The sequence below is a fragment of the Thermanaeromonas sp. DSM 22490 genome, from assembly GCF_056378755.1.
This window is the reverse complement of the sequence record NZ_JBJHHE010000001.1, coordinates 133,094-147,373: the sequence shown is the minus strand read 5'-3', so window position 1 is coordinate 147,373 and position 14,280 is coordinate 133,094. Positions and strand designations below refer to the sequence as shown.

The 14,280-nt window shown below is 53.0% G+C and carries 18 protein-coding genes; all 18 read right to left on the bottom strand.

The window, feature by feature from the left end:
- Positions 1-6: 6 nt before the first annotated feature.
- Complete coding sequence (gene spoIIIAD / locus AC1BI1_RS00710) at positions 7-396, bottom strand: stage III sporulation protein AD (protein ID WP_476715341.1); 390 nt, start codon at positions 394-396, stop codon at positions 7-9.
- A gap of 13 nt (positions 397-409) precedes the next feature.
- Entirely contained in the window at positions 410-616 is a 207-nt protein-coding gene (spoIIIAC, locus tag AC1BI1_RS00705) for a stage III sporulation protein AC (protein WP_476715340.1), read from the bottom strand.
- Positions 617-630: 14 nt separating this feature from the next.
- Complete coding sequence (gene spoIIIAB, locus AC1BI1_RS00700; RefSeq protein ID WP_476715339.1) at positions 631-1,149, bottom strand: stage III sporulation protein SpoIIIAB; 519 nt, start codon at positions 1,147-1,149, stop codon at positions 631-633.
- Positions 1,143-2,198 carry a stage III sporulation protein AA gene (gene spoIIIAA / locus AC1BI1_RS00695; protein WP_476715338.1) on the bottom strand — a complete coding sequence of 352 codons (1,056 nt, stop codon included), beginning with the start codon at positions 2,196-2,198 and terminating at the stop codon, positions 1,143-1,145. The genes spoIIIAB and spoIIIAA overlap by 7 nt, the downstream gene beginning before the upstream one ends.
- 105 nt (positions 2,199-2,303) lie before the next feature.
- A complete protein-coding gene (locus AC1BI1_RS00690; RefSeq protein WP_476715337.1) occupies positions 2,304-2,786 on the bottom strand; it encodes a CD1247 N-terminal domain-containing protein in 483 nt (160 codons plus the stop codon).
- Between the two features lie 43 nt (positions 2,787-2,829).
- Positions 2,830-3,387, bottom strand: a complete 558-nt coding sequence (efp, locus tag AC1BI1_RS00685) for an elongation factor P (RefSeq protein WP_476715336.1) — start codon at positions 3,385-3,387, stop codon at positions 2,830-2,832.
- A gap of 14 nt (positions 3,388-3,401) precedes the next feature.
- Entirely contained in the window at positions 3,402-4,478 is a 1,077-nt protein-coding gene (locus AC1BI1_RS00680) for a M24 family metallopeptidase (protein ID WP_476715335.1), read from the bottom strand.
- Positions 4,475-4,930 (bottom strand): type II 3-dehydroquinate dehydratase, encoded by a 456-nt coding sequence (gene aroQ / locus AC1BI1_RS00675; RefSeq protein WP_476715334.1) that lies wholly within the window; start codon positions 4,928-4,930, stop codon positions 4,475-4,477. The genes AC1BI1_RS00680 and aroQ overlap by 4 nt, the downstream gene beginning before the upstream one ends.
- Positions 4,931-5,246: 316 nt before the next feature.
- Positions 5,247-6,599, bottom strand: coding sequence for a TldD/PmbA family protein (locus AC1BI1_RS00670; protein WP_476715333.1), 1,353 nt, complete (start codon positions 6,597-6,599; stop codon positions 5,247-5,249).
- Positions 6,599-8,002, bottom strand: a complete 1,404-nt coding sequence (locus tag AC1BI1_RS00665) for a TldD/PmbA family protein (protein WP_476715332.1) — start codon at positions 8,000-8,002, stop codon at positions 6,599-6,601. The genes AC1BI1_RS00670 and AC1BI1_RS00665 overlap by 1 nt, the downstream gene beginning before the upstream one ends.
- A gap of 80 nt (positions 8,003-8,082) precedes the next feature.
- A complete protein-coding gene (gene pilO, locus AC1BI1_RS00660) occupies positions 8,083-9,357 on the bottom strand; it encodes a type 4a pilus biogenesis protein PilO (protein WP_476715331.1) in 1,275 nt (424 codons plus the stop codon).
- Between the two features lie 64 nt (positions 9,358-9,421).
- The gene (locus tag AC1BI1_RS00655) at positions 9,422-9,979 is read right to left on the bottom strand and encodes a PilN domain-containing protein (protein WP_476715330.1); all 558 of its coding nucleotides are present in this window, start codon (positions 9,977-9,979) and stop codon (positions 9,422-9,424) included.
- Position 9,980: 1 nt separating this feature from the next.
- Entirely contained in the window at positions 9,981-10,883 is a 903-nt protein-coding gene (gene pilM, locus AC1BI1_RS00650) for a type IV pilus biogenesis protein PilM (protein ID WP_476715329.1), read from the bottom strand.
- A gap of 37 nt (positions 10,884-10,920) precedes the next feature.
- Positions 10,921-12,072: a hypothetical protein gene (locus tag AC1BI1_RS00645; RefSeq protein WP_476715328.1), complete on the bottom strand. Its 1,152-nt coding sequence runs from the start codon at positions 12,070-12,072 to the stop codon at positions 10,921-10,923.
- A gap of 5 nt (positions 12,073-12,077) precedes the next feature.
- Positions 12,078-12,545 (bottom strand): prepilin-type N-terminal cleavage/methylation domain-containing protein, encoded by a 468-nt coding sequence (locus AC1BI1_RS00640; RefSeq protein WP_476715327.1) that lies wholly within the window; start codon positions 12,543-12,545, stop codon positions 12,078-12,080.
- A gap of 5 nt (positions 12,546-12,550) precedes the next feature.
- Positions 12,551-12,931, bottom strand: coding sequence for a type IV pilus modification PilV family protein (locus tag AC1BI1_RS00635; protein WP_476715326.1), 381 nt, complete (start codon positions 12,929-12,931; stop codon positions 12,551-12,553).
- Between the two features lie 8 nt (positions 12,932-12,939).
- The gene (locus AC1BI1_RS00630; RefSeq protein WP_476715325.1) at positions 12,940-13,428 is read right to left on the bottom strand and encodes a GspH/FimT family pseudopilin; all 489 of its coding nucleotides are present in this window, start codon (positions 13,426-13,428) and stop codon (positions 12,940-12,942) included.
- A 43-nt stretch (positions 13,429-13,471) separates the two neighbouring features.
- Positions 13,472-14,230 carry a prepilin peptidase gene (locus AC1BI1_RS00625; RefSeq protein ID WP_476715324.1) on the bottom strand — a complete coding sequence of 253 codons (759 nt, stop codon included), beginning with the start codon at positions 14,228-14,230 and terminating at the stop codon, positions 13,472-13,474.
- Between the last annotated feature and the right edge of the window lie 50 nt (positions 14,231-14,280).

The window sequence follows — 14,280 nt, the reverse complement described above, 5'->3', positions numbered from 1 at the left end:
TGGCTTTTAGGGCAACAACTTCACAATGCTTTCTAAGATGGCCACAATGATGGGGATGGCCAGCACCATTATAAGCACCTTGGCTGCCAGCTCCACTTTGCTGGCCACAGCGTTCTCCCCGGCATCCCGGCAAACCTGGGCTCCAAATTCCCCCACATAGGCAATACCGATTATTTTTAACACGGTAGTAAGGTAAAAGCGGTTTATGCCCGCATGATCGGAAAGGTCGGTTAAAACCTGGATAACCGCCCCAATTCGGTCAAATAGGAGGAGGAAAATAACAGCGCCCACCACCAGACTTATAAGGAGCGCCGTCTCCCGGGCCTGGGCCTGCCGTACAACTACAATAATCAGAGTAGCTGTTAAGGCTAAACCAACAATTTGAAAAATCTCCATAACAGTACTCCTTTTAATAGAGCTGGAAGACAGCCCGTACAGCATTAAATAGCTCCATAATGACCGGGATTACCCATAGGAGGGCAATGGCCAAGCCCGCCAGTAAGGTCATATAAGCATACTCATCTCGGCCAGCCTGTTTTAAGAAGGTATAAAAAATGGTTATAATAATGGCCAGGGCTGCCAGGCGAAAAATTAAACTGACATCAACTGCTAACATCCCTTTCTCTCCTTTCAATACATTAACAGGACTAGAGCCGTACCTAAGAGAAAACCTAAAGTTCGCCACATTTTACCCTGGCGATTGGCGGCTTCTTCTGCAGCAATTAGCTGGCGGCTCAAGTGCTGCCGGGCCAGTTCCAGATTCTTAACCTGATCTTCCCGGCCGGAAGCTCCCAACCCCTGCCCCAAGGTGCGCAAAACATCCAAATCCGCAGGCGTCAGAGCGCTTTTCTGGCCTAAAGCTTCCAATCCCTGTTCCCAGGCTTGTGCTGCCGGGAGGCCCCGTTCTTCCTGTAAAAGCTTAGCAGCTACCCGGAAGAGAATAGCCACTGGCTCGCCCAGCCTCTCCCCTATCCTGGCCAGCGCCACCGGAAGGGGGGTAGCAGTGTAAACAATCTCCGTCTCCAGCATTTTCAGCCCAGCATTCAAAGTCCGCAATTCCGCCGGCCGGGCGAAATAAGCTTGGGCAATACCTAAACCTAAAAAGCCGCAGCTCAAAATCACCAGTCCTGCACCAGCCAGCTTCAGCACCTTTCCTTCCTCCCGCCTGTAACCTGGGGTATGTGCCTTCGGGGGCCGGCCAACAAAACTTTGCCGTTTCCACCTTCCATTACGGCTTCGACTGTGCCGGGGCCTAGACTCCGGCCCAAGATGACCAAGCGCTGCCATACTCCCTGCTCCAAAAGATAAGGCCATCCCGGCCGCCTCTTTAATTCCTCCACGCTGGAAGCATGAACGCTGGCCAGCAAAGTGACTCCCGTGTGCAACACTTCTTGGAGGGCTTCTAACTCTGCCGGCCTGCCCACTTCATCGGTGGCCACCACATCCGGGCCCATGGACCGGACCAGCATGAGCAGGCCGCTCACCTTGGGACAGCGGTCCAGTACATCGGTTCGCGGACCCACATCTAGCTGGGGTATGCCCTGGTAACAACCGGCAATTTCTGACCGCTCGTCCACCACCCCGACATTAAGGCCCGGCAATCCGAGTTCCGGCACACCCGTACTGAAAGAGCGGATAAGATCTCGTAAAAGGGTTGTCTTACCGCAACGGGGCGGGGAAAGCAATAAAATATGACAGGGACGGCCATCGGCATTTAAAAGATAAGGAAGAATAGGACGGGCACAGCCGATTATACTGCGGGCCAGGCGAATATTTAAGCTGCTAATGTTCTTTAGAGTGAGCACTTCTCCCCTTTCCACCACCGCTTCGCCTGCCAGGCCCACCCGGTGGCCCCCTTTAACAGTCACATATCCCGAACGCAACTCATTTTCCAGGGCATAGAGGGAATTATTAGTCAAAGCCTGCACCGTATGCTGCAAATCCTTTATCCCAACTTGATAACCCTCACTTCTTTCTAGGGTAAGCCTCCCTTCGGCGGTGACCCAACCTTCCCCTCCCATCCAGCGCAGGTTTAGAGGTTGTTGACAGCGTAATCGTATTTCCTCCAGGCTTTCTTGGATAGATATGGGCAGCTTGAGGAGAATTTCTTTTAGCTTAGCAGGCAAAATATTTAAAACTTCCGTAACCCTAGCCAGGGGAGGAGAAGCTTCGGTACTTATCAGTTGAAAAGTAGCCAAGTCATTCTACCTCCCTGCAATAATGCTTATTACCCTCCTGCCAATTTTATGCAAAAAATAAAGCCCCGGCCTAAAACCAGGGCTTTCCTTACAAGCTAGTAATTTTTAGATATCTTCGGTATCCGTATCGTCTTTACCCCTATTTTTATCTGCCTCGCTTAAGGAGGTTAAATGGCCTTCCCCTGCTTCATTTACAAAGACAACGGCATTACAATTAGGGCAAGTAACTTCCACTACATCTTCGTCATCCAGGACATCGGCGTCAAAACAGACTATTTCATGGCATTTGGGGCACTCAACCTCTACATAATCCCCTTCGTCTTCATCTTCTTCCTCTTCATCCTCATCCTCATACTCTTCTTCGTCGTCATCGTAAACCTCATCTTCTAAGTCATAAAGATCTTCATCAATATCTTCCAGATATTCTTCCAGCTCCTCATAGTCTTCATGCAGGTCATGGAGGGCTTCGGCCATATCCTCCAGGAGGGACACTATTTCCTGCAGCACGCGTCCTTCTTTGCTATCCTCCAGTTGGAGCCCGGCTATCAAGCCCTGAATGTACGCCACCCGCTTGCGCAAATCTCTCACCTTAAGGCACCCCTTTCAATTTTTATTATTAATTTACCTTTCCCTAGACCCTTTCAATATATGCTCCGGTCCGGGTGTCAATCCTTATTACATCACCTACTTCGACGAAGAGGGGCACCTGGACCACAGCACCCGTCTCTACTACTGCCGTTTTAGAGCCACCGGAGGCCGTATCGCCTTTAATCCCGGGCTCTGTTTCTACTACCTTAAGTTCCACAAAGTTGGGTAGTTCGATACCTAGGGTCTCACCCTGGTAGAAGAGCACATCAATAATCATATCATCCTTGAGATACTTGGTTGTTTCATCCAACTGCTCCCGGGGCAGAGAGAACTGTTCAAAGGTCTCGGTATCCATAAAGTAATAGGTGTCGCCGTCATTATACAAATATTGCATCTTACGCCGTTCTACGTGGGCGCGGTTAACCTTTTCTCCCGCCCGGAAAGTACGCTCGATTACAGCGCCGGTGCGCCGGTTTTTCAATTTAGTGCGCACAAAAGCCGCACCTTTTCCCGGCTTAACATGCATAAACTCAATTACCGTATAAACTTCGCCATCCACTTCAATGGTTAATCCTGTCCGGAAATCATTGGTGGAAATCAAGCCTTTCTCGCCCCCTACAGTAGCATAAATTCTTTAGCAGCCCGGGACAGAACCTGGCAACCTCCATCCTGTACCAGGGCTATATCTTCTATGCGCACACCGCCCCAACCGGGTAGGTAAATACCCGGCTCCACAGTCACCACCGCGCCGGCCTCCAGGGGCTCTTCCTGCCGGGAATTCAAGGTCGGCCCCTCATGCACCTCCAAACCCACCCCGTGGCCCAAGCCATGGTTAAAGCGGCCTTGAAAGCCAGCCTCCTCTATATGTTTCCTGGCCAGGGCGTCTATCTCCCGCGCCGGTACTCCGGCCTGCAACCCCTCCAGCGCCAGCCTCTGGGCCGTCAAAACAGTTTCATAAACTTTGCGCTGTTCCAGAGAAGCAGGTCCTAATACCACTGTACGGGTCAGGTCCGAATGATACCCCTTATAAACCGCCCCGAAATCCAGGACCACTAGATCACCCGGCTGAAGCTCGCGGTCTCCGGCGGTCCCGTGGGGTAAGGCCGAACGCGGTCCACTGGCCACAATGGTGGGAAAAGAAGCTGCACTGGCTCCCTGCCACCGCATAAAATACTCCAGCTCTAAAGCGATCTCCCTTTCCTTTACTCCCGGCTTAAGGTAAGGAAGGATATGGTCAAAGGCTTTATCCGCTATAGCTATGGCTTGCTGGAGAAGCTCAATCTCTTCCACTTCTTTAACCCGGCGCAACTTCTCCACCAGTCCGTTGGCCGGCTTAAGAACCACCTTTCGGGGCCAGTCCTCTATAGCCTCGGTAAGACGGCGGTGAGCAGCCACCGTAAAATGTTCTTCCTCAAAATATAACTCCTCGATGCCCGTTTGGGCTACTATTTCCCCCATTCTTTTCAAGGGTTCATTACCCAAATCCACTACCTCAAAGTCAGGGGCTTCCTTTTGGCCCTGCTCCATAAAGCGCCCGTCGGTTAAAAGCCAATTGCCTGACCGGGTCAACAAAAGGTAACCGCTATCCCCGGTAAAACCGCTTAAGTAAAACCGATTGGCGGCATTGCTCACCAAAAATCCCTGGATGCCGGATTGTTCAAGGGACAACCGTAAACGTTCCAGGCGCGTCACCTATCCGCCGCCTTCTTTCTCTCCCGGGCTAGTTCCAGGGCAGCCATTAACCCCAACTGGTAGCTTAAAATACCAAAGCCCGTAATCTGTCCTTTAACCACCGCTGCCGTCACCGTATGGTGGCGGAATTCTTCCCGGCTATAGATGTTAGATAGGTGCACCTCCACCACCGGGTAATCCACAGCCGCCAGGGCATCCCGCAAAGCCAGGCTGTAATGCCCTAAGGCGCCTGGGTTAATAATAGCTGCATCCACTGCTCCTCTGGCCCCATGCAGCTTATCAATGATAGCCCCTTCGTGGTTGGACTGGAAAAACTCTATCTCGGCTCCGGCTTGGTGCGCCATATCTTTAAGAAGGGCGTTGATTTCTTCCAGGGTTGTCAGCCCGTAAATTTCCGGCTCCCTGGTGCCCAGGAGATTAAGGTTAGGACCGTGTATCACCAAGATCTTCATGGGCAGCATTTTACCATATAATTGCCTATTTGGGTAGGCCTAAGTCCCCTGGCTTATCCTCACTTTTGAACTCAGGCCTGCTTGGCTTGCGCTCGCAAAGGCCTCCCTCGCGGGCCAAACTAGCGCTCGGCCTCAAGCTCCGGCGGACTTCCCGGCAAATTCGACGTCCTGTCTCAGTTGCCGGCCGCAGGCCTCTTAAGGCCTCGGGTCCGCCTCCGCTTTCGGCCGAAGCTTAAAGCCTGGGCTAGCCGCTCGGGGAAAGATCCTCGCTGCAAGCCCAAGCAGGCCTCCCCAGCGAAAACTGGGGACACGCCAGCTAAGTCCCGCTGATGCTCATACTGGCGATGCGGATGGTGGGCGCTCCGGTGGCACCGAAGAAAGTAAGGTCCGAACCTACTGCCTCAATGGATTTAAGTAGCCCAATTATATTGCCCGCTATAGCCACGCCCCGCACCGGACCGGCAAACTGGCCGTTTTCAATCCATAACCCCATGACGCCCACGGAAAAATCCCCCGAGATGGGGTTGGCCGTATGCATGCCCAAAACTTCCGTCACATAAAGACCGCGGGATACTTCTTTAATCAAATCTTCGGGTGTCCGGTCCCCGGCTGCTAGATAAAAATTGGTGGTGCCTACCTCGGGAGTAGCTTTAAAAGAACCACGGGCACCGTTGCCGGTGGAGCGCACCCCTTCTTTGGCAGCCGTATAGGTGTTGTGCAAAAAGCCCTGCAAAGTACCATTTTGTATTAAAACCGTCCTTCCAGTGGGCACACCTTCCCCGTCGAAAGGCGCGGAAGCTATCCCCCCAGTAAGCCGGCCATCGTCAATGATGTTTACCGCGGGGGAGGCCACCACCTCTCCTACCTTGCCCCGGAAAAGGGATTTGCCTTTCTGGACGGCATCAGCTGCCAGGGCCGGCGCTATTACCCCCAGAAAATTAGCCGTTACATAGGGATCAAAAATTACGGGAGCTCGCTGGGTAGATATCCTTTTAGCACCCAGCAGGCGTACCGCCCTGGTCGCCCCTTCCCTGCCTATTTTAGCCGGATCGAGGTCTGCTATTTTGAGGCTAGAAGCCAGGCCAAAACCGGTCTGGCTCTCCTCCCCTTCCACCGCCACTACAAAAATGCTGGCACCGCAACTGGCTCCGTAATAAGTAGCGGAAACACCCTGGGAATTGGCCAGGGCAACTACATAGCGGCTATCGCTATAGGAGCAACTCTCCGTAATTTTAACCCGCGGGTCGCTGGCCCGGGCCTGGCGTTCAATTTCCCTGGCCAGCTCAATCTTATCTTTTAAAGGCTTCCTCTCTATCTCCGGGTCAAAGAGGTCCAGGTGAGGATACTCGGCAACAGCCGGCAGGCAATTGTATTCATCTGGCGTAGCTTTCCTGGCATTGGCCAGGGCTCGTTCCACCGTCTCGTCTAGGGCAGCCTGGCTAAAATCCGTAGTATAAGCAAAACCCACCCGGCCCTCTATTATCACCCTTAGGCCTAAGCCCCGCTCGCGGGCAGTGGTGAGGGCTTCTACTTCTTGATTTCTTATTTCGATGCTCAAGTCTTCCCCGGCGCTGATATAGGCTTCGGCAGCCGCACCGCCTTTTGAGGCCTTCTCTACCACCCGCTCGGCCAGGGCCAGGTACTCCTTAGCAAGTGCTGTGTAATCCATCAGGCTTTTTCCTCCTCATCCAGGATACCGCCCACCACCATCTCCGGGATGCGAATGGTGGGCTGCGCATCCCCCACTGGGACCCCTTGCCCGTCTTTTCCGCAGGTGCCCAGGCTGAAGCCCAGGTCGCTGCCTACCCGGTCCACCATTTTCAACACTTCCGGCCCGTTCCCGGTTAAAGTAGCCCCTCTAACTGCCGGCCCGATCTGCCCGTTTTCAATCAAATATCCTTCCGCTACATCGAAAACAAAATCCCCGTTAGTGGTGTTGACCTGCCCCCCGCCCATACGCTTTACCAGAAGGCCCCTTGGGGTCTCCCGGATAATGGCCTGGGGATCGTCTTTACCTGGCGCGATGAAAGTATTGGTCATGCGGGGAATGGGCCGGTCCTGGTAGGATTCCCGCCGGCCGTTGCCCGTAGATTTGCGCCCCTCTTTGCGGGCCGTCAGGTAATCGTACATATAATCCTGCAATATACCGTCCTTGATAAGCACCGTCCTCTGCCCGGGGTGGCCCTCATCATCAAACCTGAAAGAGCCATATTTCCCCGGTATGGTAGCGTCATCTATCACGGTAATTAAGGGCGAAGCCACCTGTTGGCCTTTCTTGCCGGCGTACACCGAAAGCTGCTTCTGCACCAGGTCTGCTTCTAGGCCATGGCCGCAGGCCTCATGGATCATAGTACCGCCGGCCTCCCCGGCCATAACCACCGTCATCCTCCCGGCCGGAGCCGGCCTGGCTTCCAGCATGCGTACTGCTCTCTCGGCAGCCTTCCGGGCCAGTTCTACCGGGTCATTTTCTTCAAATAGCTCAAAACCCATAAGCCCCCCGGCGGATTCGTAGCCCGTCTGAATAATCTTGCCGTCGGTGGCCACCGCGTTGACCATGAAACGGCACCGCACCCGCTCATCTTCCACCAGTACGCCTTCGCTATTAGCTATGGTTACCTCCTGGATGACATCACCGTAGGCCACGCTTACCTGGACAATGCGTTTATCCACGGCCCGGGCTGCCTCATTGGCCCGCTGCACCAGGGCCACCTTTTCTTCTACCGGCACTTCGTCCGGGCGTTTCTTGATCTGGAAATCCCAGTTGGGCCTGGGCCTTTGCCACTCGATCTCCGGTTTAGTCCCTTTACCGCCGGCGGCTTTCCCCACCAGGCGCGCTGTCTCCAACAAACTCTCCTTGGTCAGCTCGTTGGTATAGCCGTATATAGTGTTTTCCCCTTTTATTACCCGAATTCCCGCGCCCTGGTCGAGGCCCGAGTGGACTCGTTCGATTTTATTATCTTCACAGCTGATCCCTGTGGTCCTGCGGCGCTCCAGGAAAATCTCGGCAAAATCGCCGCCCCCCTCCAGGGCAGCCTCCAGAACAGCTTTTAAATCATCAGGTGCCAGTAACATTGCTACACCCCTTACTTCCCTAAAGCCTTTTACAGGATTAGAGTATTCAAAAGTATTCCCTAGTATAATTCAAGATGTGGTCAAATATTCCTCTTCGTAGTCAACAAAATCATATCGGCCAGGGCCACCTTGAGACGATCATAGTCACCAGGACCAGCCTCTTTCCATTCTACCTGTATGGTAAGCTGGTTCACTCCCGTAACATCTACCTCCATATACTGAGGATACCTACCCGGCTTCAAAGGAGGGCTGGTAAAGAGTTCCCGTTCATCACCCTTTAAGCGAAGAATAAAGTTACCCCTGCTGTTCATAGTCTCGTCCTCCACACCGATAAAGCCCTGGAGTTTTAAATATCCGGCCTGCAAGTCCAGTACCGCCTCCGCCTGGGTCTTGCTCTGTCCCAGGTCCACTACTATACCGTGTTCAAACTGTCGCCCTCCTATGGCTATTCTCCTGCTGGCTGGATAATAAAAAGGACCTACATTACGCAATACCCTTATTCCCTCCAGCCAGGGCGCTCCTGCCCGGATACGGCCATTACCGCGCGACGGGAAAGTATATTCCGGTGTCTCACTTTGATCCTTATCTTCCGGCCTTGTTCCCTGTACCGTATCCCTGCTGTCCGGAAGCCGGAGGGGAGGGGGACCTGTAGGGGGTTGACTGGCAGGCAACCGCTCCTGGCCGCCGAACAACCCGCTTTGAGGGGCCGCGTGACTTGCCCCAGGCTTCTCCCCGGCCGTAGGCCAAAAAATATCGGACCGGCCTAAAGGTAAAAGGGCCACGGCCTTGCCCGTTTCAGTCACTTCCTCGCCGAGATCATAAAAATCTAAAACGAAGCTCGCCTCCACCCCGCCGGTGGCCCCCGGCTTAACTGTTAGTTTTAAGTCCCGCACCTGAGTTAAAGCGGGCAGGGTTTCCAACTGCCGGAGATAAGCCTCTACTTGAGGATAGGCCCCCTCAACTGAAACCTGAAAGGGTTGTATAGTAAAACTCCCCCGCTTTCCAGTTTCCAGAGGCCGGAATAATAAAACCCGTACTCCTGTTTGTTTAGGTTGGGCTGCGGCCAGAAAAGACTCTTTATCCCGCAGGGTCAAGCCTAGTCGGGCTTTAGCCATCAATAGTTCGGTCTCTGTCCTGGCCAGTTCTTCTTTTAGCGAGGGTACCTTAAGGCCAGCTTCCTTGGCTGCTGCCAGTTTGGCGCTCTCGGCCGCGAGCTCGGCCTTAACTTGCAGATAATATGGTAACTGGCGTCCCCAGACCACGCGCTGGGTAAAAACTATTGCTCCTACCATAAGAAGCAGTATAAGCAATCGCTTTTCCCGGGGACTTAAGTTGCGGTATTTACCCCATTTCACTTAACCCTTTCCCCCTGTTTTCTCGCCCTAAGCACACCGGTTAAAACCTTCTAAAAGTTGCTGCTCATGGCTTCTCCAGCACAGCTTTTATGCTGAATTCAAGTATTGTCTTGTCCTCCGCAGCCGCCTGTATAGATTGCAGTTTAACCTCTTTCAAAAAAGACAGGCTCTCCAAGGCCACTAAAAAATCGCTTACCGCGGCCAGGGAATAGGTCCTGCCGGTAAAAAGTATTTCTTTGTTGGAGGTAGTTTCCAATTTAGTCATCCATACCTCCCGGGGCAAGGCAGCACTCAAGGCCAGTAATAAATCCGACCATTTTTGCCTGTCTTGAACCAGCCCTTCCAGCTCAGCTTTTTGCTGGCGGAGGCTGTTTATCCTTTGCTCGGCCCTACGAGCCTCCTCTTCCTGGGACCGGTAAAAGACCAGTTGATTTTTAACTAGCTCCAGGCGCTTAACGCTAAGCCAGGTATGCCCTAAAAGGAAAAAATATAGAAGCAGGAGAACCGTCGCCAGGGATAGTGTAGCCACCAGCTTGCGCCTCTGGTGGAAAAGGAATGGGCGGTAAGGTTGTACTTCCGGAGGGAGCAAATTGATCTTTACTGCTTCCGTGTTTCTTGCCATTTTACCCCCTGCTCTCCCTCAACGCCAGACCTACAGCCACAGCAAATTCAGGGCCCAGGCCGTAGGGCCTGCTTACTTCTACGGGCAGGTCAAGTTCCATATGCAAAAAATCACTCAATCCCTCCTGGTAAGAGCCTCCTCCAGTGAGATACAGCTTGGAGGGGTTGAACTCCCTTCCCACCTGGGAGCGGTAGAACTCCAGAGATCGTCGGACTTCTTGCGGCAGGTTAAACAAGGGATTAAAGCCCGGAGGAGTATTTTCCTGTTGCGTCGCCAGAACACCCGTATTTATTCTCCGGCTGTAAAGGAGCCGGCCCCCTCTCATCAGCACCACCTGGCTCGAACTCGCTCCCAAATCCAAAATAATGGCTTCTCCCCCCCCTGTTTCCGCCGCCAGGGCCCTGCACAGAGCCACCGGTACGATGTCCAAGGCGACTAAGTCCAGGCCTGCCGCTCGAAAGATGCGATGATAGGACAGAGCCAATTCCCGGGGAGCGGCGGCCAGCAAAACCAGCATTTGACCCGTAAGGCCGGCGGGTTCCGGGTCTAGGATGGCGCAGTCCAACACCATATCCTGGGTCCCCACGGGTAAATACCTCTCTGCCTCGTATTGGAGGCCAGAACGCAATTCCTTTTCCGGCATACGGGGAAGCCGCAAGTATCGCACAATCACTCGTTCACCATCGATGGCGCTTATCGCCTTGCACCCCCGCCAGCCGGTCTCCTGCACAGCCTCAGCCAGAGCAGCCGCTATTTCGTTCTCGTTACTGAGACCGGCAGGCGGTACCTTGGTCACTCCCTTGACCAGCAGCCGTTTACCTTTCATAGCTACCGCTTTAATCTGCCCAGTACCCAGATCTATTCCCAGCAAGTTCTTGCTTCTGCGCCACAGTGGCCACGCCAACGCTACCCTCCTCCTATAAAACCTTTGATGTTTAAACTTAAAACACGGGGTACTTTTCTCTCCAGGATATTATCTTAAGATCAGGTACAATCCCTGTAAGCAGGTTGCTCTGTATCATCTGAGCGTTATATTTAATGGTAACATTTCCGCTGCCGCCCCCCTGCCCATGGCCTCCTCCACCCTTACCGGCTCCCTGACCTCCGAAGCTCAGACCCTTGGCCACCAGTGCTCCTTCCAGCTCCCCGTTTCCCCTGACAGACAAAGTACCTCCAGCCATTATTACCGCTTTCACCTTACTGTTCTCCATATCCACATTGCCCAGACAAATAATGGTAAGTACATCGTTAGCAGAACTCGGCAAGAGATCCCTGGGAATGGAGACATCCCCTTCTACCACCAGAGTTGCCTGGCCGGAATAGGTGCCAGAAATGGTGAGATCTTCTTTGATGTAGTATATTCCGTTATAGACGCGCGTCCCGCTTAAAACAAGATCGCCAGCATAATACTGACCTGCCCGTCGGGCTTCCGCCTCGTAATAGCTGAGATTCACCTCCGGAAACCTCGGAAGGTCCCTGAAATTGGTGTACACCTGGCCCTCTATCTTGTCCCGGCCCTCCACATTTCCGGAGGCATATACATCAGCTTCAATATTGGCAGAACCCGAGAGACGGAGATTCCCGTTAAAAAGCAACTTGCCCCAATTCTGTCCGACATTTTCCAGGGAAAAATTACCTCCTATATCCAGTTCAAGGGGTGAATCGGGCAGAAGGCTTAAACCTCCCAACAGGTTCTGGGCCGTTAAAAAACGTAAGGCGACCTGCAGGGTTTTTTGGGCGTTGCCAAACCTGCCGGTGGAAGTAAGCCCTATCTCCCAACCGAGGCCTCCTGTAGTTTTCCTTAACGTTACGTTTTCGATGCTTCCTCCTGCATAGGGAATATCCCTTAAGACCACCTGGTCCTGGTTAAGGGGTAAGGAATCCAGCCAGCCTGCTTCTGCCCTTATCCTAGCCACTACCCTCTCTACACCCGCTTCCGCTGCATAGTAGGCCTGCACCTGCTGCTTCTGGTAATGGACATTTTTGCGGTGGGTTCCGGCTATGCCCAGCATACCCGTCACCAGCACCAGAATCAGCGAGGTCATAAGCACTACAAATAATAAGGCCTGTCCTTTCTCCTCCCGGAAGGTCATAATGATCACCTTATAAAAACACTGGTATGGAAGGTGATCGGATTCCCCCTATCGTCTCCCACAACCAGGGTTATCTTCAGCAAAAGGCCGTGCTGTCCGGCTCCATTAGGCGGGTCGCTCTCCAAGCGCAGGTCCTTTATAAAACTGGCTACCGGATTAACTCCACCGCCCACCTCCCGCATAAGCTGTTGCCGGGCGGCATCATGGTAATAGCGTACTTTTTTACCGTCGCTTAAGGTTATGGCTACAGAAGTAGGATTTATTTCGTCAATAGTGCTGGCGGTCCTTAATTCCCGCACCAGCCTGTCCAGGGCAATACGGGCATTCTCCTGGACCTCAATCCGGGTTTGCTGGCTCTGAAACATTATTACTCCCTGGCTATAAAGCGCCAGAGCCGCACTGAGGGCAATAACTAAAATACTTATGGCTATAACGACTTCTACCAGGGTAAACCCGGCTGCCTTACCCCTCAAATTTTTTACCTCCAACCTTTATCTGCCGTCAGGCTCATTTCTCTCCGGCCGCTTATATCTTCATAATATATAGTTACGGTAACAGTTTTAAGATAACGGTTAACCTCCTGGACAGAAACGCGATAACTAAAAGCCGGGTTTTCCGCAAAGGTTACAGGAGGATCACCATAATTATCAGGTTCGTTATTTACTTCCTCAAAGGACATTTTCTTAATTTCTTCGATCTTGGCCTGGGCCAGAGCAAGGGCCACCATATCTTCCCGGGATGAGGCCGACCAGCGATTAGCCAAGACCAGGTAATCTACTAAAGGAACCAGGGCCAGCACTAAAATAGCCACGCTCACCACCACTTCCAAAAGCGTAAACCCGCGCTCGCCTTTAAGCATAAGACTGCTTACCGCACCTCCCAGCTATCCGGCGGTGAGCTGCTCACCCGGACCCTGCCCGTGATGGAGGCCACAATGACATAAAGAAATCGCCCGGAAACCGTATCCTGTAAAGTCATGGTGCCTCCCGTCGGATAGGGTGTGCCCTTGGCGGTAAAGCTAAGGTAATTATTAGAAAAGGTGGTGGCTACAATCTGCACCGTAGGAGGCAGCACCACCAGCTTTATAACTCTGGGCGAAACGCCCTCTACCTTGCGCACCTCATAAACATTGCTTCCTACCGCAAAAAAGATGCCGTAATAGCTGCTTTCCTCGCTCAAGGCCAACTGCTGCGCCTCGCGCAGGTCCTGAGCCAGCTGGCTGGCAGCCACTTTAAGGCGATAATAAGCCAGGGGCTTGCCCAAGGCGGGAAGGCTCATGGCCAGGATTATGCCCACCAGGGCAACAACTAAAGCTAATTCCACCAGAGTAAAACCTTTTTTTGACCTCCCCGGCAAACTACTTGCCCCCGCTTTCCTCCGGCGCTCAATATGTCGCGGCTCAATAACCCCAGAAGCGGCTTAAATACCAGAAAAGAATCGAAGGACCCCAGAAAAAAGAAATAAGGGCACCTATACTTAAAAAAAGGGCTAAGGGCAAAGGATCTTTGCGTCCCTTTATCCGCATGGCCAGCAAGAAAAATCCAACGGCCCCGGCGAGGAAAAGGCCCAGAAGGACCGCCAGAAACCCCACAGGCCAGCCCAGGAACAACCCCAGCACCGCGGCCAGCTTTATATCGCCACCGCCCACATTTCCCCTGCTAACTACGGCTAGGAGCCACAATAGGCCGCCTGCCGAAAGAGCCCCTAGGAGCCCCGACTTAATGGTTATTTCCATATTCGACAGCAAAAATCCTCCTCCGATGGCAAGCCCCGTAAAAGTAAGGCGGTCGGGTATCAAATAGTGCTCCATGTCGATAAAGGAGGCGGCAATCAATATAGAGGTCAAGCACAGGTATTTTACCAGCACCCAATCAAGCCCCAGGCGGTAAAAGAGCGCGGCAAAAACCGCGCCCGTTATAACTTCCACCAGGGGATACCTTAAGGAAATTTGCTCACCACAGTACCGGCAGCGACCTCGTAGAATTATGTAGCTGACCAGGGGAATAAGATCCTTCCAGGCCAGTACACGCCCACAGCAGGGACACTTGGAACGGCCTGTTATTGAGGTCTGGCCTTGCGGCAACCTGTAAATTACTACGTTCAAGTAGCTGCCGATGCAAAGTCCCACAAAAAAGGCAAAAGCCGTCTCCAGAAGCACACCATTTCCTCTCTCAATAATTTAAACTCTCAGCCGCACTATAGCAGCGC

What these genes read in the sequence shown, in the direction of transcription:
- spoIIIAD (WP_476715341.1), bottom strand. Translation starts at nt 396, where the DNA reads ATGGAGATTTTTCAAATTGTTGGTTTAGCCTTAACAGCTACTCTGATT.
- spoIIIAC (WP_476715340.1), bottom strand. Translation starts at nt 616, where the DNA reads ATGTTAGCAGTTGATGTCAGTTTAATTTTTCGCCTGGCAGCCCTGGCC.
- aroQ (WP_476715334.1), bottom strand. Translation starts at nt 4,930, where the DNA reads ATGAAGATCTTGGTGATACACGGTCCTAACCTTAATCTCCTGGGCACC.
- AC1BI1_RS00670 (WP_476715333.1), bottom strand. Translation starts at nt 6,599, where the DNA reads ATGGATTACACAGCACTTGCTAAGGAGTACCTGGCCCTGGCCGAGCGG.
- AC1BI1_RS00665 (WP_476715332.1), bottom strand. Translation starts at nt 8,002, where the DNA reads ATGTTACTGGCACCTGATGATTTAAAAGCTGTTCTGGAGGCTGCCCTG.
- AC1BI1_RS00655 (WP_476715330.1), bottom strand. Translation starts at nt 9,979, where the DNA reads ATGGCAAGAAACACGGAAGCAGTAAAGATCAATTTGCTCCCTCCGGAA.
- AC1BI1_RS00645 (WP_476715328.1), bottom strand. Translation starts at nt 12,072, where the DNA reads ATGACCTTCCGGGAGGAGAAAGGACAGGCCTTATTATTTGTAGTGCTT.
- AC1BI1_RS00635 (WP_476715326.1), bottom strand. Translation starts at nt 12,931, where the DNA reads ATGCTTAAAGGCGAGCGCGGGTTTACGCTTTTGGAAGTGGTGGTGAGC.